Source organism: Leclercia barmai (genome assembly GCF_049312895.1).
Taxonomy (GTDB): Bacteria; Pseudomonadota; Gammaproteobacteria; order Enterobacterales; family Enterobacteriaceae; genus Enterobacter; species Enterobacter barmai.
In genome coordinates, this window is sequence record NZ_JBMNWZ010000002.1 from 552552 (window position 1) to 575863 (window position 23312).

Sequence of the window (23312 nt, forward strand, 5' to 3'; positions counted from 1 at the left end):
TTCTCCTGTTATTGATGGCTGACGCACAGCAGCGGCGCGCCGGCCTGGACAGCGGTTGCTGCCACGGTAACGACATCGCTGTAGTCGTCGCTGTTACTGATAATAATGGGTGTCGCCAGATCGTATCCGGCATCGATAATGGCCTGGCGATCGAACTCCAGCAGCAGATCGCCCGGCTGCACTTTGTCCCCCACCTTTACGTGGGCGGTAAACGGCTTGCCGTCGAGCTTCACGGTGTCGATCCCGACGTGGATCAGCACTTCGATGCCGCTGTCGCTCAGCAGGCCGATGGCATGTTTAGTGGCAAACAGCGAGGCAACCTCCCCGGCAAAGGGGGCGATGACCTTGTTGTCGGCGGGAATAATCGCCGCGCCCTGTCCGAGCAGGCCGCTGGCGAAGGTGGCGTCCGGCACCTGATCCAGCGCCAGCACGCTACCGTTCATCGGTGACAGGACATCGTTTTCACCCGCATTGACGGCGACCGGCGTCGCTTCTGCCGCGCGGCGCGGCATCCCGGCGACCATCGTCAGCACGCAGCTCAGCACCAGCGCGACCAGTAATCCGAGAACGCCGCCCCACAGGGTGGCATCGACGCCGCCAGGGGGGATCATCTGCGCAATGGTGAAGATATTGCCAAAACCGAAGGAGTAGACGTGCGTATCGCTGAAGCCGACAATCGCCCCACCGATGGCCCCGGCCACGCAGCCAAAAATAAACGGACGGCGCAGCGGCAGATTGACGCCATAGACCGCGGGTTCGGTAATGCCGAAGATCCCCGCCGTCACCGAAGAGCCCGCCAGCATCTTCTGCCGGGCATCACGGGTGCGCAGGAATACCCCCAGCGCCGCCCCGACCTGGCCGAATACGGCAGGCAGCAGCATCGGCAGCATGGAGTCGTGCCCCAGCACCGCCAGGTTGTTGATCATCAGCGGCACCAGCCCCCAGTGCAGACCGAAGATAACGCAGACCTGCCACAGGGCACCCATCGCCGCGCCCGCCAGCCAGGGCGCCAGCGCGTAAACCCACTGATAGCCGTTGGCCAGCATCTGGCTGAGCAAGGTGGCCACCGGGCCAATCGCCAGGAAAGTGAGCGGCACCGTCACCCCCAGGCAGATCAGCGGCGTGAAGAAGTTTTTCATTGCCGACGGCAGGCGTTTTGCGCTCTGTTTTTCCAGCCAGCAGCTCACCCACGCCGCGAGAATGATCGGAATGACCGATGAGCTGTAATTAAACCAGGTCACCGGAATGGACAGGAAGGCGTCCCCAGCCGCCCCGGCCTGCTGGCTGGCCTCAAAGGCCTGAATCATCACCGGATGGACCAGCGCCCCACCAATCACCATCGTGATAAACGGGTTGCCGCCAAACTTTTTCCCGGCGGTGTAGCCCAGCACCAGCGGGAAGAAGAAGAACAGCGCATCGCTGGCGGCAAACCAGATTTTGTAAGTGCCGCTGTCGGTAGCCAGCCAGCCGCAGACCACCGCCAGCGCCAGCAGCCCTTTCAGGATACCGGAGGCGGCCAGGATGCCAATAAACGGGGTAAAAATGCCAGACACAATATCGATCAGCTGATTCAGGGGGTTGCCCTTCTCCCCTGCGCTATCCGCCACCGGCGTCTCGTCGCTGAGGCCCGCTTCGCTGCGCACCGCCTGCCAGACGTCGTGCACGTGGTTGCCGATCACCACCTGGAACTGCCCGCCGCTCTCCACCACCATGATCACGCCCGGGTTTTGCTTTAGCCCTTCGGCGTTCGCATGCTGCGGCTCTTTCAGTTTGAAACGCAGCCGGGTCGCGCAATGAACCAGGCTGACGATGTTCTCTTTGCCGCCCACGTGGGCGAGAATATCCTTCGCCAGTGCTTGATATTCCATCTCTTTATCCTTCTTCACTGCCCGCAGGCAGGGTTTGACTGAGTCCTGAAAATAAAAAAAACCCGAGAACGACGCCCTTTCGGGAGCCGCGCTCAGGTTTTGCCTGCGTTATGCAGTAACAATCCAGTTGTGGGGACTTAGCGCCCCTCTTTTCTCACGCGCTCAATATGAATGGTGAGAAACATAATCTCTTCGGTGGTCAGCTCGCGCTGATAACTCTTTTGCAGATGCCGGGCTATTTTCTCGGCACAGCCCCACGCCTTCGCGTAGTTGTCCTTTACCGCCGAATGCAGCGACGCGTCGTCATCGGCCACCACCGTGCGGGTCAGCATCCGCTGGGCAAAAAACTTCAGATGGGTGACGAAGCGCTGATAGCTTAGCGACTCTTCGTCATACTCCAGCTGCAGGCTGTACTTCACCAGCTGCAGGATCTCCTGCATTACCCGGGTGACATGCATCACTTCCGGCATCTCGCTGTGCAGCTGGGCGGTGACCAGATGCAGGGCAATAAATCCGGCTTCATCTTCATCCAGCTGTACCTCCAGCCGTTTCGCGATGATCGCCCGGGCCTCCTGGCCCAGCTCAAACTCTTTCGGGTAGAGCCGCTTTATCTCCCACAGCAGGACGTTTTTGATCGCCAGTCCCTTTTTCTGCCGCTCAATGGCAAAGTAGCAGTGGTCGGTTAAGGTGATGTACAGACTCTCCTGCAGTTTGCCCAGCCGCTGCGTCGCCAGCCCGATAATGCGGTCGCAGGTGGTCATCACCTCAAGCGGGATCTGGCTGAGTAACTCCCCCAGCCGATGCACCAGCTCGTCACTTTGCAGGGCAAACACTTTCTCGATGTTCTCTTTCGGGACCACGTCGCCGATGCGTTTCTGAAAGGCCAGCCCACGGCCCATCACCACCTGTTCGCGCCCCTGTTCATCCAGAACAACCACCACATTGTTATTCAGTATTTTGGCGATTTTCATTCCATGCCCCAGAAACAAAAAAACCTGACCTCCGGCAGAAGCCAGAAAATCAGGTTTTGCCTGCCGCAGCAGTAACAATCCAGTTAACGCACTTTATCAGTTTCGTTCTGAGCCACAATGCGCCCCGCTAAAAAACGTGACGCAGATCGAACAGTTACTTCGCCTGGATCGCCCGGGCAATGTCCGCCGAGGTTTGCAGGGTGCGGATCTCCTGGAACAGATCCAGGGCTTCGTCGTACTCTTTGCGCAGGTAGCTCAGCCACTGTTTGATGCGCGCCACGTGATACAGGCCGGTATCACCCTGCTTTTCAAGGCGGGAGTATTTCTTCAGCAGCGTGACAACGTCCGGCCACGGCATGCGCGGTTCGTCGTATTTAATCACCCGGCTGAGGTTAGGCACGTTCAGCGCCCCGCGCCCGATCATAATGGCATCGCAGCCGGTCGCGGCCATGCAGGCCAGGGCGCTCTCGCGATCCCAGATCTCGCCATTCGCCACCACCGGGATGGTCAGACGTTTGCGGATCTCGCCGATGGCCTGCCAGTTGATGCGTTCAGCTTTGTAGCCATCTTCTTTGGTGCGCCCGTGCACCACCAACTCGGTGGCTCCCGCCTGCTGCACGGCGTCGGCAATTTCAAACTGCCTGTCGCCGCTGTCCCAGCCGAGGCGCACCTTCACCGTCACCGGCAGATGCGAGGGCACCGCTTCGCGCATCGCTTTTGCGCCACGGTAGATAAGCTCAGGATCTTTGAGCAGCGTGGCCCCGCCGCCGCTGCCGTTAACCATTTTCGACGGGCAGCCGCAGTTGAGATCCACGCCCCAGGATCCCAGCTCGACGGCGCGGGCGGCGTTTTCCGCCAGCCACTCGGGATACTGGCCTAATAGCTGGACGCGCACCAGCGTACCGGAGGCGGTACGGCTCTGGCGATGCAGCTCCGGGCAGAGTCTGTAAAACGATTTTACCGGCAACAACATATCCACCACCCGCAGGAACTCGGTGATGCAGAGATCATAATCGTTAACGTCGGTCAGCAGCTCGCGCACCAGCGAATCGAGCACGCCTTCCATCGGTGCCAGTAATACACGCATATCAGTACCCGTAAAAAAAGACGCGCTATGGTATCTGCTCTGTGTAACGGTGGAAAGCCCTGTTTCGGGGCTCGCGGAACCAGACTGATTTATAATGTTTTTACCCCTATTCCCGGGGGAATGCCCAGGGTTCCGGATGGGAATGTCTGGTATGCTCAAAAGTCATGATGTGATCCGTAGCACGTTTCGGGTTTTAATTGTATGATGAATGCGTTTCATCAAGGGCTTTCACCATGAATAAATCTCTGATAGTCGTCTGGCAGTACCTGCGCGCGTTCGTCCTGATATATGCCTGCCTGTACGCCGGTATTTTTCTCGCCTCCCTGCTGCCAATCACCATCCCCGGCAGCATTATTGGCATGTTGATCCTGTTTGTGCTGCTTGCGCTGCAAATCCTCCCGGCAAACTGGGTTAAGCCCGGCTGTTCGGTGCTGATCCGCTATATGGCGCTGCTGTTCGTCCCCATCGGCGTGGGCGTGATGCAGTATTACGATCTGCTGAGCGCGCAGTTCGGTCCGATATTCGTCTCCTGCACTATCAGCACCCTGGTGGTGTTTTTAGTGGTCAGTTGGAGCACGCATCTGGCGCACGGAGAACGTAACGTGGTTGGGCAGAAAGGACAGAAAAAATGATGGCTAATATCTGGTGGTCCCTGCCGCTTACCATTGCGGTCTTCTTCGCCGCCCGCAAGCTGGCGGTGCGCCTGAAGTTCCCCCTTCTCAACCCGCTGCTGGTGGCGATGGTGGTGATCATTCCTTTCCTGCTGCTAACCGGCATTCCCTACGCGAAATATTTCCAGGGCAGCAAGGTGCTCAACGACCTGCTCCAGCCTGCGGTGGTGGCGCTGGCGTTTCCGCTGTACGAACAGCTGCACCAGATCCGCGCCCGCTGGAAATCAATTATTACCATCTGCCTGGCCGGAAGCGTGGTGGCAATGATCACCGGCACCTCAGTGGCGCTGCTGATGGGCGCAACGCCGGAAATTGCGGCCTCCATTCTGCCGAAATCGGTCACCACCCCAATCGCGATGGCGGTGGGCGGTAGCCTCGGCGGTATTCCGGCGATCAGCGCCGTGTGCGTGATTTATGTTGGTATTCTGGGTGCGGTATTAGGCCATACGCTGCTGAATGCCATGCACATTCGCACTAAATCAGCCCGCGGTCTGGCGATGGGTACCGCCTCGCACGCCCTCGGCACCGCCCGCTGTGCGGAGCTGGATTATCAGGAAGGGGCGTTCAGTTCTCTGGCGCTGGTGATCTGCGGGATTTTGACCTCGCTGATCGCGCCGTTCCTGTTCCCGATTATTCTGGCGGTAGTGGGCTAAAATTTGCGACGCGTCGCGCATTTTTCATTTGAGTTTCATAAGTTGCACACATAATGAGATCTGAATCACATATAAAGCCCCAACGGCTCCGTACACTACCGATCCATTAACCTTTATGAGACATCGCCATGCATCCACGTTTTCAATCAGCTTTCGCTCAGCTTGCAGAGAATTTGCAGTCAGCCCTGGCCCCGATTCTGGCGGATGCACACTTCCCCGCCCTGCTGACGGCTACACAGGTCGCCGGGCTTAAACGTGCTACGGAGCTGGATGATGACGCGCTGGCCTTTGCGCTTCTGCCGCTGGCGGCGTCCTGCGCCCGTGCTGACCTTTCGCATTTCAACGTGGGTGCCATTGCCCGCGGCGTGAGCGGCACCTGGTACTTCGGCGGCAATATGGAGTTTCTCGGCGCCACCATGCAGCAGACCGTTCACGCTGAACAGAGCGCCATCAGCCACGCCTGGCTGCGCGGTGAAAAAGCCCTGCAGGCAATCACCGTCAACTACACCCCGTGCGGCCACTGCCGTCAGTTTATGAACGAACTCAACAGCGGTTTAGAGCTGCGTATCAACCTGCCGGGTCGCGCCCCGCATACGCTGGCGGATTACCTGCCGGATGCGTTCGGACCAAAAGATCTCGAGATTAAATCCCTGCTGATGGATGAGCAGGATCACGGTTACGCCGTAAGCGGAGATGAACTGGCTCAGGCCGCCATTCTTGCCGCCAACAAGGCACACGCGCCGTATAGTAACTCCCCGAGCGGCGTGGCGCTGGAGTGCCGTGACGGGCGTATCTTTACCGGCAGCTATGCCGAAAACGCCGCCTTTAACCCGACGCTGCCCCCGTTGCAGGGTGCGCTGAACCTGCTCAGCCTGAACGGTTACGACTACCCGGATATCCAGCGCGCCATTCTGGCGGAAAAAGCCGATGCGCCGCTGATCCAGTGGGATGCTACCGCAGCCACGCTGCGCGCCCTGGGTTGTACCAGTATCGATCGCGTACTGCTGGCGTAAGTCTCTGATGCGGGCAGCAATGCCCGCTCAACTGATGAAAATCCCCCCAATTAAACCGCCGTTTCTTGCGCTTACCAGACGGGTAAAGTAGCCTGAGTGAAATTTCACCTTTGGTAAGAGTCATCTGTATGTTAAAGCGCGTGTTTTACAGCCTGGTTGTCCTGATCGGCATCGTGCTGTTGACTGCGCTTGGCCTCGACCGCTGGATGAGCTGGAAAACGGCTCCTTATATCTTCGATGACCTTCAGGATCTGCCCTACCGTCAGGTCGGCGTGGTGCTCGGTACCGCCAAGTATTACCGCACCGGGGTGATCAACCAGTATTACCGTTACCGCATTCAGGGGGCGCTCAACGCTTATAACAGCGGCAAAGTTAATTATCTGCTGCTGAGCGGCGATAACGCGCTCCAGAGCTATAACGAGCCGGTCACCATGCGCAAGGATTTGATTGCCGCAGGCGTTGACCCGGCCGATATCGTGCTCGACTACGCCGGTTTCCGGACCCTCGATTCCATTGTCCGCACCCGTAAGGTGTTTGATACCAACGATTTCATCATCATCACCCAGCGTTTCCACTGCGAGCGTGCGCTGTTTATCGCCCTGCATATGGGCATTCAGGCGCAGTGCTATGCGGTTCCGTCACCGAAAGACATGCTCACCGTCCGGGTACGCGAATTTGGCGCTCGCCTGGGGGCGCTGGCGGATCTCTATGTCTTCAAACGTGAACCACGATTCCTGGGCCCGCTGGTGCCGATCCCGGCAATGACGGAAGTTCCGGCCGATGCCCAGGGTTATCCGGCGGTAACGCCTGACCAGCTGCTGGAAATGCAGAAGAAGAAATAACCCCCGCCGGGTGGCGGCTTCGCCTTACCCGGCCTACAAAACCTATACCCCGGCGAGCATTTAAAACCCGCCATACCCCAGACCCGCGCAAGCGCAGCGCCGCCGGGCATAAAAAAACCCGCTCGTGAGCGGGTTTTTCAGCGACAGGATAATTACTTCTTACGCGCGTACTTCAGGGAGTCCAGCGCAACGGCGAAGATAATGATCGCGCCTTTGATGATGTACTGCCAGTAAGGGTTCACGCCGATGTAGGTCAGGCCGTAGTTGATAACGGTGAAGATGATCACACCGGTTACCACACCCAGCACGGTACCCACGCCACCGCTGAACGACACGCCACCTACCACGCACGCGGCAATCGCATCCAGCTCATACATAAAGCCGAGGTTGTTGGTGGCGGAGCCGATACGACCCGCTTCCAGCAGACCACCGAATGCGTAGAACACGCCGGACAGGGCATAGATAACCAGCAGGTTCAGCGCAACGTTAACACCGGAGACTTTCGCCGCTTCCGGGTTACCACCGATAGCGAAGATGTTCTTACCGAAGCGGGTTTTGTTCCACAGGATCCAGACGAACGCCACCGCAATCAGCGCGTAGAAGGTGATGTAGGACAAGCGGAAGCTGCCCATCGCGATAAAGCCCTGCGTGAAGGTCGAGAAGCCGCTGTCGAAACCGGAAATCGGCGATGCGCCCACGAAGTCGTAGTACAGGGAGTTGATACCGTAAACGATGATCATCGTGCCGAGAGTCGTAATGAACGGCGTAACGTTCAGGTACGCGATGATGATGCCGTTAATCAGGCCAATGATGGCACCGATGGCGCAGACAATCAGGATCACCAGGAAAATTGGCATGGTTGCCATTTCCGGGAACACCTTGTTGGCGTTTTCCATCGACTGCAGGAGCGTTGCCGCGACCACCGCCGCCAGACCAACCTGACGACCGGCTGACAGGTCAGTACCCTGGGTGACGATCAGACCCGCCACGCCCAGGGCGATAATAATACGCACCGAAGACTGGGTCAGAATGTTACTTAAGTTCAGCAGACTTAAGAAGGTCGGGTCCTGGAAAATAATAATGGCCAGTAAAACTAAAAGAACAACGTAAATACCGCCTTCTTTCAGATAAGTAAGAAAACTTTTCTTATTTAACGCACTCATGAGGAGCCCCTGATCTTAAAGGTGCAAAGACGCAAGACGCAAAATTTCGTTTTGCGTTGTCGTTTTGGTGTCAACAATTCCGGCAACGAGACCATTGCTCATAACCAGAATACGATCTGTGATCCCTAACAATTCCGGCATTTCGGAAGAAATAATAATAATCCCTTTATCTTTCTTGGCTAATTCAGCAATCAGCTGATAGATTTCAAATTTTGCACCTACGTCGATACCGCGGGTAGGTTCATCCAGCATCAGAATTTCAGGCTGGGTTAACAACCAGCGTCCAATAATAACCTTCTGCTGGTTACCACCGGAGAGCGAGCCAATTTGCGTGCGATGTCCTGGGGTTTTTACGCGCATGGAGTCAATTACCCACTGGGTATCGCTCTTCATGCGGGAATTATCCAGCAGACCGATTTTGTTTTTATAATTATGAATATTCGAAATTAAGGAGTTAAAGTTAATATCCAGATAGGCATAAATACCGGTCGAGCGGCGCTCTTCCGTTACCAGCGCAAAGCCGTGGTTAATGGCTTCGTTGGCGTTGTGGTTATTAATCTTTTTCCCGTGCAGGGTGATGGTCCCGCCCGATTTCTCGCGAATACCAAACAGCGTTTCGACGATATCGGTACGCTTGGCGCCCACCAGACCGGCAATCCCGAGGATCTCCCCTTTATGCAGATCGAAGGAGATATCGCGGATTGAAGGCTGGCGCAACGACGTGAGGTTGCGGACTTCCAGGATCACTTCGCCCGGCTTGTTCTCTTTGTTCGGGAAACGCTGGTTCAGGGAGCGGCCAACCATCATGGCGATGATCTTGTCCATGTCCAGCCCTTCCAGCGGCTGGGTGGCAATCCACTGGCCGTCGCGCAGCACCGTAATCTCATCGCACAGCTGGAAAATCTCTTCCATTTTGTGGGAGATATAAACGATGCCGCAACCGCGATCTTTCAGCTTACGGATAATGGTGAACAGATGGTTCACCTCTTTCTCCGTTAACGAAGAGGTTGGCTCATCCATAATAACGATTTTGGCGTTATAGGAGAAAGCCTTGGCGATTTCGATCATCTGCATCTGTGAAACAGATAAAGTACCGACGCGCGCGCGCGGATCGATATCAATATCCAGTTCATCAAAAATAGCTTTGGTGTCGCGATACATTTTGTCCTGATCGACAAATACGCCTTTGGTCGGATAACGACCCAGCCACATATTGTCCATAACAGAACGCTGAAGTACCAGGTTAAGCTCCTGGTGAACCATCGAAATACCGTTTTCCAGTGCCTCTTTGGCGGAATGGAAATCGATCTCTTTCCCCTGAAAAAGAATGCTGCCAGAATCTTTTTGATAGATCCCAAATAAGCATTTCAATAACGTTGATTTACCCGCACCGTTCTCCCCCATTAATGCATGAATGGAGTGAGGCCGTACTTTTAAATTAACATTATCCAGTGCTTTAACACCGGGAAAAGACTTGTTGATACCGCTCATTTCCAACAAGAATTCACCGGACGACTGAGTCGTTGTGCTGACCATAATTATACCTTCTCGGCCTCGCGTCGCGTGATAAAAGGGCGCAGAAACTGCGCCCAGTAGAATGCAATAACTTATTTACCGGTGAACTGTGCCAGGTTTTCCTGATCTACGCCAACGTACGGTACGCGAACAACTTTATTCTCGATTTTCCAGTTAGTACCGTCAGCAGCGCCTTTGCCTTCTGCCAGGTTTTTCGCCAGATCGAAGGTGGCTTTCGCCTGGTTGTTAGCATCGTTCAGCACGGTACCGGCCATTGCGCCAGATTTAACCAGAGCCAGCGCTTCAGGCAGGGCATCCACACCAAATACCGGGATAGAAGATTTGTTGTGTGCTTTCAGTGCTTCTACCGCGCCCATTGCCATCGCATCGTTGTTTGCGATAACCACTTCAATTTTGTTAGCGTTAGGACCGGACAGCCATGCGTCCATCTTGTCTTTCGCCTGAGCGGTATCCCACATTGCGGTATCTAATGCCAGCTGCTGGGTTTTCAGGCCCTTGTCGTTCAGCTCTTTGATAACGTAGGTGGTACGTGCTTCAGCGTCCGGGTGGCCCGGTTCGCCTTTCAGCAGTACGAACTGAACCTGACCATCTTTGTTCAGATCCCAGTTCGGGTTAGCCGCCCAGTGTTTAGCAATCAGGTCGCCCTGAATAATGCCGGATTCTTTGGAGTCAGTACCGACGTAGAACGCTTTGTCGTAGCTATCCAGCGCTTTACGGGAAGGTTCTTTGTTGAAGAATACCACTGGCACGTTCTGGCCACGTGCTTTCTCGATAACGGTACCTGCAGCAGCCGGGTCAACCAGGTTGATTGCCAGTGCTTTCACGCCTTTCGCCAGCAGAACGTCGATCTGGTCGTTCTGTTTGGACTGGTCATTCTGGGAGTCATTCATCAGCAGCTGAACGTCTGGCGCACCTTTGCCTTCTTTCTCGATTGCCTTACGCACAACAGACATAAAGTTGTCGTCATACTTATAGATAGTCACACCAATACGGCTATCTGCAGCGTGCGCGGCGGCACCGAAAAACATGCTTGCCATAAGAGCAGACAGAGTCAACACCTTCTTATTCATGATATCTCCGATTTTTATGCAGGGTAGTTCGTGTGAATAAGGCTCGGCGGGCACATGTTAAAGAAACGTTGCTGCCGGCCGAAGTCCACTTATAAAATTTCTATCTTCCTTGGTCGGTAACGCTCCAGAATGCGTTTTTTTGGTTGTTTAACGTACCTTGGCTATAGTCAAAGTGATTAATCACCGTTACATAGCGTTTCAGTTGCTAAAACGCTGACATCATAGACAGCGCATTGTTAAGTTACTGTGAATTTACTCACAAATTGAAAACGGTTACATCACGACGAATTATTAGTTAGTGATCGGCACCACAATTTGCCGAATGGCAACCGAGTGGCGACGCACTAAAGTCGGCATGAAACAGTGTGTTGCATTGATATCCAGCTTGCCGGCAGCCCCCTGTAACGCCAGCTCCGTGGCCAGGCGCGCCATAGAGGCGATCGGGTAGCGAACCGTCGTCAGCTGAGGGTCCGTGTAACGGGCAATCGGGATATCATCGAAACCAATCAATGACAGATGCTGTGGCACCGCAATGCCGTTATCTTTCAGCGCGGTGAGCGCCCCCGCGGCCATACTGTCGTTATAGGCAAAGACGGCGGTCAGCTGCAGGTTACGCCCGAGCAGTTCCACCATCGCCGCTTCCCCGCCCTGCATGTCCGGCGCGCCGGTGCCGATCCAGCTTTCAGAAGCCGTAATGCCCTGTTCCAGCATGGCTTTCTGCCAGCCTTCCCGGCGCATGTCGTCATCCTCAATGCGGTGGCTGGAGGCCAGATAGCCGATGCGCTGATGGCCGTTGTTCATCAGCATCCGCGTCGCCATCATCGCGCCGCTGACGTTATCAAGGCAGACGCAGCGATGGGCGTAGCCAGGGACGATTCGGTTGATCAGTACCATGCCGGGGATCTGCTCCATCAGCGCGGAAAGCTCTTCATCGCTTAACGCTTTTGAGTGCACAATCAGGGCGTTACAGCGCTGGCGAATCAACACCTCAATGGCGTTACGCTCTTTTTCCGCCTCGTGATAGCTGTTGCCGATCAGCACGTATTTATTGTGCTCCTGGGCGACCATATCCACGGCTTTCACCAGCGCACCAAAGAACGCATCCGACACATCCATTACCACTACGCCGATGGTGTCGCTGACCTGCGTTGCCAGCGCCTGGGCGTTCGCGTTTGGCCGGTAGCCCAGCGCCGTGACGGCTTTCATCACGCACTCCCGCGTCTCCGGACTGACCAGCGCGCTATTGTTCAGAACCCGGGAAACGGTGGCGACAGAAACGCCCGCCTGACGCGCGACGTCACGAATGGTGATCATATTCACCACCCTTATTTAGATTGCAGCAACTCACAGACACCCCCTGTGTTTAGCAAGGTGACTATTCTGGCAGCGAGAAGAGGAGGACTACGTGAAGAAGGTCACAAGGATGAAAACGGTTACATCCGTTTTGTTAATGATTGTGATCCAGATCGTTATCCGGATGTATTACTTGATGAAACCCCTGACGCACGTGCTGTCAATTGTCGCCACAGCCACTCCAGCGGCCCCTGACGGAAATGACGCAGCCAGAGAACCGAGAAACTAATATTCACCAGCCAGATGGGCAGAACAAAGCCGAGCAGCTGCAGGCGATCGAATTTCATAAATAAGCCGAGGTGATAGAACAGCGTGGTGCAGATCAGCGTCTGTAAAATATAGTTGCTCAGCGCCATGCGACCGACGCAGGCCACCGCCCCCACCAGCCTGAAACGGCAGAGCTGCGGCCAGTAACCGTACATCAGCGCGGCATAGCCAATGGTCTGGAACGGGGCGCTCAGCTCGCGCGGCGCCTGCAGCAGGAAGGCGCACCAGCGATAATCCCAGCCCACATACCACTGGGCGATCACCGCCGGAAGGTTGATAGCCAGCCCCACCAGCACCAGCCACATCCCGGTACGCCGGTAATGGCGCTGGCTGAACTCGCCCTTCAGCCAGCCGGTTCGCATCAGCGCAGCGCCGATCAGCATCATGCCTGCCAGCTGCCAGCCATACTGCGCCCCGAGGGCCAGCAGCGTATTTCCGATCATATCCGCCCGGTTGCTGATGGCCTCCATACCGCCGCCTACCTTCCAGTACTGCTCATACTGCAGATTGGCCGCATCCGGCACCCAGGAGCGATTGGTCGAGCCGCCGGAGATCACGCCCAGCAGCAGCAAAATGGCCACGCCGATAAGGAACAGCACAACGCCGGTATTGAAGAGATTTTTGACATCATGGGCGTCGCGGATGATGCGCCAGCAGATCAGCCCCACCAGTCCGTAGGCCAGCAGAATGTCGCCATCCCAGAACAGCAGCCCATGAATAAAGCCAAACAGCACCAGCAGGGAGAGCCGGGCCTGGATCCAGCGTTTACCACGTTTCAGTAATAGCTGAAGGCCTGCCCCGAACAGTAGCGCAAACAGGGTGAGGAATTTGACCTGAGCGAAGAGATCCAGCACAGCCCATGTCCAGGCGTCGCTGAGGGTGATATCGCCATACCAGGCGGGATTGAGGTAAGCGGCTTTCGGCAAACCGAAGCCGCTTATATTCAGCAGCAGGATACCCAGAATAGCGACGCCACGAACGAAATCCAGCGTGACATTTCTTTCCATGTACCCTGCCCTGACGATCAGTTGTGGTGACGTACGGCGCGCAGGAACTCCTGGCGGGTATTCTGGCTCGATTTGAACAGACCGCCCAGCGAGGTGGTGGTGGTGGCGCTGGTCGCATCACGAATACCGCGCGCTTTCACGCAGTAATGCACCGCATCAATCGATACCGCCACGTTGTTGGTGCCAAGCAGCGTTTGCAGCGCGATAAGGATCTGCTGGGTTAAACGCTCCTGCACCTGCGGACGCTGAGCAAAGAACTGCACAATACGGTTAATCTTCGACAGACCAATCACCGCATCTTTCGGGATGTAGGCCACGGTCGCTTTACCGTCGATAGTCACGAAATGGTGTTCACAGGTGCTGGTCAGGGTGATATCACGCACGGTCACCATCTCATCGACCTTCATCTTGTTTTCGATGACGGTGATTTTCGGGAAGTTAGCGTAATCCAGCCCGGAGAAAATCTCATCGACATACATTTTGGCGATGCGACGCGGGGTCTCCATCAGACTGTCATCACTCAAATCGAGATTGAGCAGCTGCATGATTTCGGTCATGTGTCCGGAAATAAGACGTTTACGCGTTTCGTTGTCCAGATCCTGAACCGGTGGACGCAGCGGGGTTTCAAGACCGTGTGCGACCAGCGCTTCGTGGACGAGTGCTGCTTCTTTACTCATTGATGACATTCTTTTCTCCTGCAGGTGCGGTGCTCTTCTGCCCTCCGTGGGGCAAAATGTGCACTCATTGTGCGTGAGGCGGCGAGCATAATCCAGTATTCACCGCGATAATTATTCCAATTGCCGTTACCTTTCAACCTGACGCTGCCAGACCAGTCCGCCCGCAATAAACAATGCGATACCGGCAAGGCCCAGCGCGGGCTCAAGCTGATGGGTAAGCCAGCTCGACAGTGCCGAGGTCATCGGGCCAATCAGCTGCCCGACCGCATAGCCGGTGGTGAGTAAACCGGCCATGTAACGCGTATGATTCGGCGCCAGCTCGCGCCCGTAGAGTAACGAGAGCTGCACCGCACACAAAAATCCGCCGCCGACCAGCAGCGCACCGGTCACCAGACCGGCCATCCCAGGCATCAGCCAGGCGGCAATCACCCCCACCGCCTGCAACCAGAGCACCACCGCCAGCCGACGATGGCTGGTAGAGACGTGGCGCAGAGCGATACTCAGGGCAATCCCCAGCATCGAGGCAAACCCGAACACCGGCCAGACAAACTGGGCAAAGGCGCTACCGGGAAAGCGCAGCGCCGCCATCTGCGACATAAACGTCGCCGGGAGGATGTAACCAAACCCGGCGAGGCTGTAGCTCCAGACCAGACGACGCAGATCCCGGGTCAGGGTCAGCGGCTCCGGCGTGGTGCCCGGGCGATGCAGATGCCCGGTACGCGGCAGGTAACGCGCCACCAGCGCGACGAGCACCAGCGCCAGCAGGCCGTAAATTTGCCAGGCGGCGCTGGCCGACAGCGCCTGGGCCTGGATCCACACCGCCAGCAGACCGCTTATCGCAATGCCCGCCCCTGGCCCGGCAAACACCGCGGCACTCAGGCCCGGCTTGCCGAAATGGGCCAGCCGTTCGTTGGTCCAGGCGGCGATAAGCACCATCGACCAGCCGCTCATGCAGCCAATCACAAAGCGCAGCAGGCCATGAACAATGGCGTTATCCGCCACGGCGGAAAGCAAGGTCAGCGCCACCGCCCCCGTTATGCCCAGCCATAAACGCCCTTCGACAAACCGGTGCGCGCGCATGGCATCCCACGCCCCCACCAGATAGCCGAGATAGTTCATCGCCGCCACCAGCCCGGCGCTGGTCAGGGTGAGCTCGCCTGCCGCAATCATCAGCGGCACCTGCGGGGTAAAGGCAAAGCGCCCTATTCCCATCGCCACCACCAGAACCACAAATCCGCTGAGCGCGATACGCAGCGCCATGACCACTCCAGTTGTTAAAGTTTCGTAAATTCATGATGCAGGATATGACGTCAATGCGGAAGTGAAAGTTACTCACACGTAACTGAATTATCTGTATTATGGCTTTCATACCCAATATCCTCTTCCTTAAGGAGCCCTGCATGGAACTGCTCGAAGAGCACCACTGTTTTGAAGGCCGACAGCAGCGCTGGCGTCATGACTCCAGGGTGCTGAACTGCGCGATGACGTTCAGCATTTTTCTTCCTCCGGTGAGCGGCAACGCAAAACCACCGGTGCTGTACTGGCTCTCCGGCCTGACCTGCAATGATGAAAACTTCACCACCAAAGCGGGTGCCCAGCGCGTGGCGGCGGAACTGGGGATCGCCCTGGTGATGCCGGACACCAGCCCGCGCGGTGACGACGTGGCGGACGATGCCGGATACGACCTCGGTAAAGGTGCCGGTTTCTACCTGAACGCAACCCAGGCGCCGTGGGCGCAGCATTACCGCATGTACGATTACCTGCGCGACGAGCTGCCGGCGCTGATCCAGGCGGAGTTTGCGGTATCGGATCGCAGTGCGGTCAGCGGTCATTCGATGGGCGGTCACGGTGCGCTGGTGATGGCGCTGAAAAACCCGGGCAAATATGTCAGCGTGTCGGCCTTTGCGCCGATCGTCAACCCGACCCAGGTGCCCTGGGGACAGAAAGCGTTCACGGCTTATCTGGGTGAAGATTCGGCGACCTGGCAGGCGTGGGACAGCTGCGCGCTGATGCTGGCCAGCCAGCCGGAACAGGCGATCCCGACGCTTATCGATCAGGGGGATGCCGATCAGTTCCTCGCGACCCAGTTACAACCGGCAGTGCTGGCAGAAGCCGCGCGCCAGAAGGACTGGCCGCTGACGCTTCGCATCCAGCCGGGGTACGATCACAGCTATTATTTCATTGCGTCCTTTATTGAAGATCATCTGCGCTTCCATGCGCAGCAGTTGTTGAAGTAAGTGCCCGCCTCCTGCCCGGTGGCGCTACGCTTACCGGGCCTACAAAAGACCGCACCAACCCGTAGGCCGGGCAAGCGCAGCGCCGCCCGGCGTTTCCATCATCAGAACTGGTAATCCACCGCCATAAAGTAACGGCGTCCTTCTTCGGTGTAGCTGTAGTCGTCGCGGCTGAGATCTTTATCCAGCAGGTTCATGACGCCCGCACGCAGCTTAACGTTTTTGGTTGCCTGCCATGCGCCACCGGTGTTCCACACCACGTAGCCGCCCGGCGTTGGCTCGCCAGCCGTAAGCGCGCGCTTCTCACCTTTATAATTGCCCTGCACGTAGAAGGACCATGCCTGCGTTGCCTGCCAGTCAAGGGTTCCGTTCGCGGTATGGAACGGCAGCTCGGAGAGCGGCTTGTTCTCGCCATTGCTGATATCACGCCCGTCGTTATAGGTGTAATTCAGCGTCATGCGCCAGTCTTCGGCAATCGGGAACTTCACCTCCGTCTCCACCCCGCGGATGCGCGCTTTGTTGACGTTGTAATAGCGGAAAATCGGCTCACCGTCGGCATTCAGCCCGACATAGTTAGGGTAGCCCTGGGCCTGGTTGACGTTGGCGGTACGGCTGATGCTGATACGGTCATCCACGTCGTTCTGGAAGGTGGTGATGCTGGCCTGAACGCCTTCTAACCATCCTTCTTCGCCGCTGTAGTAGAGACCCAGCTCGTAGCTTTCGCTGGTTTCCGGTTTCAGATCCGGGCTACCGACGATTTCACAGGCACCACGGCAGGAGCCGGTGGTCCAGTCCGGGCTCAGTTGCAGCAGGGATGGCGCTTTAAATGCCGTTGCCCAGCCGCCCTTCACCGTGACGGTATCGGTGGCGTTATAGACCAGATAAGCACGCGGGCTCCAGTGGTCGCCGTAGGTTTCGTGGTCATCCATACGCACGCCGGTGGTCAACGCCAGCGGCTCGAAGATCCGCCATTCGTCTTCCAGGAACAGCGCATACTGGCTGGCCGAGGTATTGCTGCTGGAGCCGCCGGTCAGGTTTACCGGATCCTTCAGCTTGTCGTGACGCCATTCGCCACCGAAGGTCAGGAGCTGGTTGATCTCACCCAGCGGCAGGACATATTTGCCGTCAATAGAGTTACTTTCGGACGTAATCGGGTTAGCGTTGCCCGGGTTCTTGTTATCCACTTTCTCGCCGTAGAATTTCAGTTCGCTGTTGCCCACGCCCCAGCGGCCATTATGGCTCAGGGAGTAGTTCTGGCGCTCCAGGCGGTTTTTGTCCAGCGAGTCGGAATCACGATCCTGACGGTCGAAACCATACCCGGCGGTGAAATCGTGGTTTTCGTTCGGGGTCCAGGCAAACTCGACGTTGGCATCGCGACTGGTAAAGCCTTCGATACGTGGGGTTTCGCCGGTGGCGCTGGTGGAGGAGCTCTGCGGATCGTCTTTATCACGCTGGGATACGCTGCCGAAGGCTTTCAGGCCCAGGACGCCATCCACCAGCGGACCGCTGGTATAGAACTGGCCGCCGTAGGTGTCACCGCGATCGCGATGTTCCTGAATGGTGGTATCGGCGGTGAGGGTGCCGGTCCATTTCTGGCCAATTTTTTTGGTGATGATGTTAACCACGCCGCCCAGAGCATCGGAGCCGTACAGGGAGGACATCGGCCCGCGCACCACTTCGATGCGTTCGATGGCATCGACCGGAACCCAGTTAAGGTCGAAATCGTTATGGCGGAAAACGGCGTTGCGCGAGTTGACGCGTTTACCGTCAACGAGGATCAGCGTGTAACTGCTGTCCAGCCCGCGAATACTGACGCCCTTACGGTTGTCCCCTTCGTTAGTTAACTGCACGCCCGGCACGTCCTGTAACACATCTTTCAGGTTCTGCACTGGCTTACGCTGCAGATCCTGCTGGGTGATGACGCTGATACTGGCGGGGGCATCCTTCAGGTTTTGCTCGTTGGCCGAGGCGGTCACGACCATAGTGTCGCCAGATTCCGCCGCAACAACCGGCAGCGCCAGGGAAAGAGCAGACGCGCACAGCCCTCCCCGAACGAAGGGATTCAACCTAAACATTCCATATCTCCATGAGGTAAACACAGCAAAATCAAATATGTACTGCTCACATTGCATATTTTTATTAATATGCTAATGATAAAGCAAACGATAACTATTATCAATTCAATTGTTAAAAGTTATGTCAAGACTGCATAATGTGGAGAACGGGCTGAACAGAAAACGACATAAAAAAACCCGCTCGACTGAGCGGGTTAAAGAGAGGCGTTGCGATTATTTTTTGAAGCTATTCGGGAAATCCATATCCTTATAGCTTACGAACTTCGTCCCTTTCGCCAGCTTGTAACCAAACCAGATAATCAGGAACAGCGGGATGCCGATATAGGTGGCAGCCACGCCGCCCCAGTCGATGGTGTCGGCCAGGAAGGCTTCGTAGTTCTGACCGAGAGTAATGATCAGACACAGCACAAAGGCGAAGATCGGCCCCAGCGGGAAGAACCCGGAGCGGTACGGCAGGTTGTTAATATCGTAACCCTGCTTCACATAGCCGCGACGGAAACGGTAATGGCTGATGGCAATACCCAGCCAGGCGATGAAGCCCGTCATCCCGGAGGTGTTCAGTAGCCACAGGTAGACCGTCTGGTTGCCGAACATCGAGGTCAGGAAGCACAGGCAGGCAATTACGGTGGTGGCATAGAGCGCGTTACGCGGCACGCCGCCACGGGACAGCTTAGAGAAGATACGCGGCGCTTTGCCGTCACAGGCCAGGGAGTAGAGCATACGGGTAGAGGCATACATCCCGGAGTTACCCGCCGACAGTACCGCCGTCAGGATCACCGCATTCATCACCGCCGCCGCAGAGAGCAGACCGGCATGCTGGAAGACCAGCGTGAACGGGCTGACGCTGATGTCTTTCACATCGTTACGCAGCAGGCTCGGATCGGTATACGGAATGATCAGGCTGATAATCAGGATCGCAAACACATAGAACAGCAGGATACGCCAGAACACCTGCCGCACCGCGCGCGGAATGTTCTTCTCCGGGTTTTCGGATTCGCCTGCGGCAATACCGATAAGCTCGGTTCCCTGGAAGGAGAAGCCGACAATCATCGCCACGCCGATCATCGCCGAGAAGCCCCCGGCAAACGGCGCATCGCCAATGGTCCAGTTGCTCCACCCAGCCGGTTCGGTGCCTTTGAAGATGCCAACGATCATCGCGATGCCCACGATGATAAAGATGATTACCGTCGCCACTTTGATCAGCGAGAACCAGTATTCCGCTTCACCGAAGCCACGCACGGAGATGTAGTTCAGCAGGAAGATCACCGCGAGGAAGACCGCGCTCCAGATCCAGCCCGGCGTATCCGGGAACCACCAGGTCATCACCAGCTGTGCGGCGACAAGGTCCACGGCGATGGTGACCGCCCAGTTGTACCAGTAGTTCCAGCCCAGCGCGAAGCCGAAGCCTTCTTCCACATATTTCTGGCCGTAGGTAGAGAAAGAACCGGATACCGGCATGTACGCCGCCAGTTCGCCCAGGCTGGTCATCAGGAAGTAGACCATCAAACCGATCAGAATATAGGAAAAGAGCGCGCCGCCAGGACCCGCTGCAGAAATGGTCGCACCAGAGGCGACAAAGAGGCCTGTACCGATGGATCCGCCAATGGCGATCATCGTCAGGTGACGCGCCTTGAGTTCGCGACGTAGCGCGGGCGCTTCTGTGGTTTTAGTTTCGGAAACCATGTGAAAATGCTGTCCATTCAAAAAATGAGGCGCGATTGTAGCAGACGATCGCCAGCTCTTCCGGCACAAATGCCCTGTTATAAGAGAGCTTCATGACCGGTCCAGGATTATAAGTAAAGCAGAGAATAGTATTGGTGCGAGGAATAGATCCCGGCGGACAAAACGCCGCCGGGCGGGCTTACATTTCGCAGTAACGCAGGAAACGTTGCAGGGAGTTAGAGAGGTGTTTCTGGCGGTGGTGGATGCGCCACAGGGTGCGCACCAGCTTGTTCGGCAGCGGAAGGGGGATCTCCACCAGCGTACCGCTCTCCAGCTGTTCGGCAATCACCCGGCGCGACAGGCAGCTAATGCCGAGGCCGTGACGCACCGCGTGTTTGATGGCCTCGGAGTTACCCAGCTCCATGCCCATATGGAACTGGGGCAGATGCGAAAGCAGCAGATAATCGACGATCTCGCGCGTGCCCGACCCCTGCTCGCGTAAAATCCACGGCGCCTGCGCCAGCCGCTCCAGCGTCACCTCCTGCTGTAATAAAGAAGAAGCGGGCGAGGCAAAGACCACCAGCTCATCCTCCAGCCAGGGCTCCGCAATGATGTCGGCGTTGTGGCATGGCCCTTCGATAAGGCCAATATCCACCCGAAAATCGATCACCGCGTTGATCACATCCTGGCTGTTGCCGACGCTCATCTCCAGCGGCAGACCCGGGAAATCCCGGCGGTAGCGGGCAATCACCTCAGGCAGGATATAGTTGCCGATGGTGCTGCTGGCGTAGACGCGAATGGCGCCGTTATCCTCGCGAAACAGCTGTTCGATTTCGACGGTCTGCTCCAGCAGCGCCAGCGCGCGCGGGTAGAGCAGCCGCCCGTGCTCGTTCACCACCAGCCGCTTCCCTACCCTGTCAAAAAGCTGAACCCCCAGTTGGCCTTCGAGATCGGTCAGCGCGGCGCTGACCGCAGACTGGGAGAGCGCCAGCATCTGGGAAGCCTGGGTCGTGGACCCGCTTTTCAGCACTTCGGCGAAAACTTCAAGCTGGCGTAACGTAATGTGCATAGTGATCATCCACCAGGGTAAGCACCTTGCTTACCACTTATAAAGATTAATTATAAATATATAATCAATTTTATTTTTAAGCCAGAGCGCCGTAACCTTTTAGCCAGAGAAAAGGAGAAGGTTATGACAACACTCACCCTACAGCATCATCGTACAGTGTGGCACTACATCCCGGGCCTTGCCCTCAGCGCGCTGGTCACCGGCGTGGCCCTTTGGGGCGGCAGTATTCCGGCGGTGGCGGGGGCGGGATTCAGCGCCCTGACCCTGGCTATCCTGCTGGGGATGGTGGTCGGGAATACGGTCTACCCGCAGATTTACAAGCCCTGCGACGGCGGGGTGATCTTCGCCAAACAGCATCTGCTGCGCCTCGGGATCATCCTGTACGGCTTTCGCCTCACCTTCGCGCAGATTGCCGACGTCGGGGTCAGCGGGATCGCCATTGACGTATTAACCCTGACCAGCACTTTCCTGTTGGCCTGCTTTATCGGCCAGAAGGTGTTCGGCCTCGACAAACAGACCAGCTGGCTGATTGGCGCGGGCAGCAGCATTTGCGGCGCGGCGGCGGTACTGGCGACGGAGCCGGTGGTGAAGGCCGAGTCCAGCAAGGTGACGGTTGCCGTGGCGACGGTGGTGATCTTCGGTACCCTGGCGATCTTCCTTTATCCGGCCATGTATCCGCTGGTGGCGCACTGGTTCAGCCCGGAAACCTACGGCATTTATATCGGCTCGACGATGCACGAAGTGGCCCAGGTGGTAGCGGCCGGTCACGCCATCAGCCCGGATGCGGAGAACGCGGCGGTGATCGCTAAAATGCTGCGCGTGATGATGCTGGCGCCGTTCCTGCTGATCCTCGCGGCACGGGTCAAACAGCTTGCGCCGGCGGGTAACGGGGAGAAGAGCAAAATCACCATTCCGTGGTTTGCGATCCTGTTTATCGTGGTGGCCATCTTCAACTCGTTCCATCTGCTGCCAAAAGCCGTCGTGGATATGCTGGTAACGCTGGATACGGTGCTGCTGGCGATGGCGATGGCCGCGCTGGGCTTAACCACCCACGTCAGCGCCCTGAAAAAGGCCGGGGCGAAACCGCTGCTGATGGCGCTGCTGCTCTTCGTCTGGCTGATTGTCGGCGGGGGCGCCATTAACCTGGTGGTTCACAGCCTGATAGCATAAACCGCTGTAGCCTTATCCTGTTAACCCGCTATCATAAGCGTTTGCGGGTTAACAGGAGTCCCTTTATGAAATATGTTGGAGCGCACGTCAGCGCTGCCGGCGGTCTGGCAAATGCCGCCATTCGCGCCGCCGAAATCGAGGCGACCGCTTTCGCCCTGTTCACCAAAAATCAACGCCAGTGGCGCGCCGCGCCGTTAACCACCCAGGTGATTGATGAGTTCAAAGCGGCCTGCGAAAAATATCGCTTCACTCCCGGTCAGATCCTGCCTCACGACAGCTACCTGATTAATCTCGGCCATCCGGTTCAGGAGGCGCTGGACAAATCCCGCGACGCTTTCCTGGATGAGATGCAGCGCTGCGAGCAGCTCGGCCTGACGCTGCTGAACTTCCACCCCGGCAGCCATCTGTCACAAATTGATGAAGATGCATGCCTGGCGCGGATCGCCGAGTCAATTAATATCGTCCTGGCGCAGACCGAAGGGGTCACGGCGGTGATCGAAAACACGGCGGGCCAGGGCAGCAACCTCGGGTTCCGCTTTGAACATCTGGCGGCCATCATCGACGGCGTGGAAGATAAAACCCGCGTCGGCGTCTGCATTGATACCTGTCACGCCTTTGCCGCCGGGTACGACCTGCGCAGCACGGAAGAGTGTGCAAAAACCTTCGCCGAATTTGAACGCATCGTTGGCTTCAAATACCTGCGCGGTATGCACCTTAACGACGCGAAAAGCGCCTTCGGCAGCCGCGTTGACCGTCACCACAGCCTGGGCGAAGGTAACATCGGCCATGACGCGTTCCGCTTTATCATGCAGGACCCGCGATTCGACGGAATCCCGATGGTGCTGGAAACGATCAACCCGGATATCTGGGCCGAGGAGATCGCCTGGCTGAAAGCGCAACAGCATGCCGAGGCCACCGCATAAT

20 protein-coding genes are annotated in these 23312 nt (G+C 56.9%); 7 read left to right on the forward strand and 13 right to left on the reverse strand.

Annotated features, from left to right (window positions below):
- Positions 1–8: 8 nt before the first annotated feature.
- The 3 genes from bglF to dusC all read right to left on the reverse strand — a co-directional run bounded on the left by bglF (position 9) and on the right by dusC (position 3926).
- On the reverse strand, positions 9–1868 hold the full coding sequence (bglF, locus tag ACOYA6_RS10990) for a PTS beta-glucoside transporter subunit IIABC (RefSeq protein ID WP_422654693.1): 1860 nt from the start codon (positions 1866–1868) through the stop codon (positions 9–11).
- A 137-nt stretch (positions 1869–2005) separates the two neighbouring features.
- Positions 2006–2839 carry a BglG family transcription antiterminator LicT gene (licT, locus tag ACOYA6_RS10995; RefSeq protein WP_139563244.1) on the reverse strand — a complete coding sequence of 278 codons (834 nt, stop codon included), beginning with the start codon at positions 2837–2839 and terminating at the stop codon, positions 2006–2008.
- Between the two features lie 154 nt (positions 2840–2993).
- The gene (dusC, locus tag ACOYA6_RS11000) at positions 2994–3926 is read right to left on the reverse strand and encodes a tRNA dihydrouridine(16) synthase DusC (protein ID WP_039031068.1); all 933 of its coding nucleotides are present in this window, start codon (positions 3924–3926) and stop codon (positions 2994–2996) included.
- 233 nt (positions 3927–4159) lie between these two features.
- Here dusC and ACOYA6_RS11005 point away from each other — a divergent pair, with 233 nt between their 5' ends.
- From ACOYA6_RS11005 to sanA, 4 genes are all read left to right on the forward strand, one after another.
- Positions 4160–4558: a CidA/LrgA family protein gene (locus ACOYA6_RS11005; protein WP_039031067.1), complete on the forward strand. Its 399-nt coding sequence runs from the start codon at positions 4160–4162 to the stop codon at positions 4556–4558.
- The gene (locus tag ACOYA6_RS11010; protein ID WP_422654694.1) at positions 4555–5250 is read left to right on the forward strand and encodes a CidB/LrgB family autolysis modulator; all 696 of its coding nucleotides are present in this window, start codon (positions 4555–4557) and stop codon (positions 5248–5250) included. The genes ACOYA6_RS11005 and ACOYA6_RS11010 overlap by 4 nt, the downstream gene beginning before the upstream one ends.
- 128 nt (positions 5251–5378) lie before the next feature.
- Complete coding sequence (gene cdd / locus ACOYA6_RS11015) at positions 5379–6263, forward strand: cytidine deaminase (protein ID WP_422654695.1); 885 nt, start codon at positions 5379–5381, stop codon at positions 6261–6263.
- Positions 6264–6391: 128 nt separating this feature from the next.
- On the forward strand, positions 6392–7105 hold the full coding sequence (gene sanA / locus ACOYA6_RS11020; RefSeq protein WP_039031064.1) for an outer membrane permeability protein SanA: 714 nt from the start codon (positions 6392–6394) through the stop codon (positions 7103–7105).
- A gap of 152 nt (positions 7106–7257) precedes the next feature.
- Here sanA and mglC read toward each other — a convergent pair whose 3' ends face one another.
- The 7 genes from mglC to ACOYA6_RS11055 all read right to left on the reverse strand — a co-directional run bounded on the left by mglC (position 7258) and on the right by ACOYA6_RS11055 (position 15438).
- Entirely contained in the window at positions 7258–8268 is a 1011-nt protein-coding gene (gene mglC, locus ACOYA6_RS11025) for a galactose/methyl galactoside ABC transporter permease MglC (RefSeq protein ID WP_039031063.1), read from the reverse strand.
- A gap of 15 nt (positions 8269–8283) precedes the next feature.
- Complete coding sequence (gene mglA, locus ACOYA6_RS11030; protein WP_039031062.1) at positions 8284–9804, reverse strand: galactose/methyl galactoside ABC transporter ATP-binding protein MglA; 1521 nt, start codon at positions 9802–9804, stop codon at positions 8284–8286.
- Positions 9805–9875: 71 nt separating this feature from the next.
- Positions 9876–10874 carry a galactose/glucose ABC transporter substrate-binding protein MglB gene (gene mglB, locus ACOYA6_RS11035; RefSeq protein WP_039031061.1) on the reverse strand — a complete coding sequence of 333 codons (999 nt, stop codon included), beginning with the start codon at positions 10872–10874 and terminating at the stop codon, positions 9876–9878.
- A gap of 291 nt (positions 10875–11165) precedes the next feature.
- Positions 11166–12188: an HTH-type transcriptional regulator GalS gene (galS, locus tag ACOYA6_RS11040; RefSeq protein WP_039031060.1), complete on the reverse strand. Its 1023-nt coding sequence runs from the start codon at positions 12186–12188 to the stop codon at positions 11166–11168.
- Positions 12189–12343: 155 nt separating this feature from the next.
- Positions 12344–13501, reverse strand: coding sequence for a DUF418 domain-containing protein YeiB (gene yeiB / locus ACOYA6_RS11045; RefSeq protein ID WP_422654696.1), 1158 nt, complete (start codon positions 13499–13501; stop codon positions 12344–12346).
- 17 nt (positions 13502–13518) lie between these two features.
- Positions 13519–14187: a GTP cyclohydrolase I FolE gene (folE, locus tag ACOYA6_RS11050; RefSeq protein ID WP_039031058.1), complete on the reverse strand. Its 669-nt coding sequence runs from the start codon at positions 14185–14187 to the stop codon at positions 13519–13521.
- Positions 14188–14304: 117 nt separating this feature from the next.
- A complete protein-coding gene (locus ACOYA6_RS11055; protein ID WP_039031057.1) occupies positions 14305–15438 on the reverse strand; it encodes a YbfB/YjiJ family MFS transporter in 1134 nt (377 codons plus the stop codon).
- 140 nt (positions 15439–15578) lie between these two features.
- On the opposite strand from ACOYA6_RS11055, the gene fghA reads away from it, so the two are divergent.
- Positions 15579–16415 (forward strand): S-formylglutathione hydrolase, encoded by an 837-nt coding sequence (gene fghA, locus ACOYA6_RS11060; RefSeq protein WP_422654697.1) that lies wholly within the window; start codon positions 15579–15581, stop codon positions 16413–16415.
- 101 nt (positions 16416–16516) lie between these two features.
- Here the strand turns inward: fghA and cirA are convergent, their stop codons facing one another.
- From cirA to yieE, 3 genes are all read right to left on the reverse strand, one after another.
- Complete coding sequence (cirA, locus tag ACOYA6_RS11065) at positions 16517–18487, reverse strand: catecholate siderophore receptor CirA (protein WP_138369913.1); 1971 nt, start codon at positions 18485–18487, stop codon at positions 16517–16519.
- A 213-nt stretch (positions 18488–18700) separates the two neighbouring features.
- Positions 18701–20170, reverse strand: a complete 1470-nt coding sequence (locus ACOYA6_RS11070; RefSeq protein WP_223073749.1) for an amino acid permease — start codon at positions 20168–20170, stop codon at positions 18701–18703.
- Between the two features lie 178 nt (positions 20171–20348).
- Entirely contained in the window at positions 20349–21218 is an 870-nt protein-coding gene (gene yieE / locus ACOYA6_RS11075; protein ID WP_138369911.1) for a DNA-binding transcriptional regulator YeiE, read from the reverse strand.
- Between the two features lie 123 nt (positions 21219–21341).
- On the opposite strand from yieE, the gene ACOYA6_RS11080 reads away from it, so the two are divergent.
- Both ACOYA6_RS11080 and nfo read left to right on the forward strand, forming a co-directional pair.
- Positions 21342–22388: a YeiH family protein gene (locus ACOYA6_RS11080; RefSeq protein ID WP_422654698.1), complete on the forward strand. Its 1047-nt coding sequence runs from the start codon at positions 21342–21344 to the stop codon at positions 22386–22388.
- Positions 22389–22453: 65 nt separating this feature from the next.
- The gene (gene nfo / locus ACOYA6_RS11085; protein ID WP_139563257.1) at positions 22454–23311 is read left to right on the forward strand and encodes a deoxyribonuclease IV; all 858 of its coding nucleotides are present in this window, start codon (positions 22454–22456) and stop codon (positions 23309–23311) included.
- Position 23312: the final 1 nt, after the last annotated feature.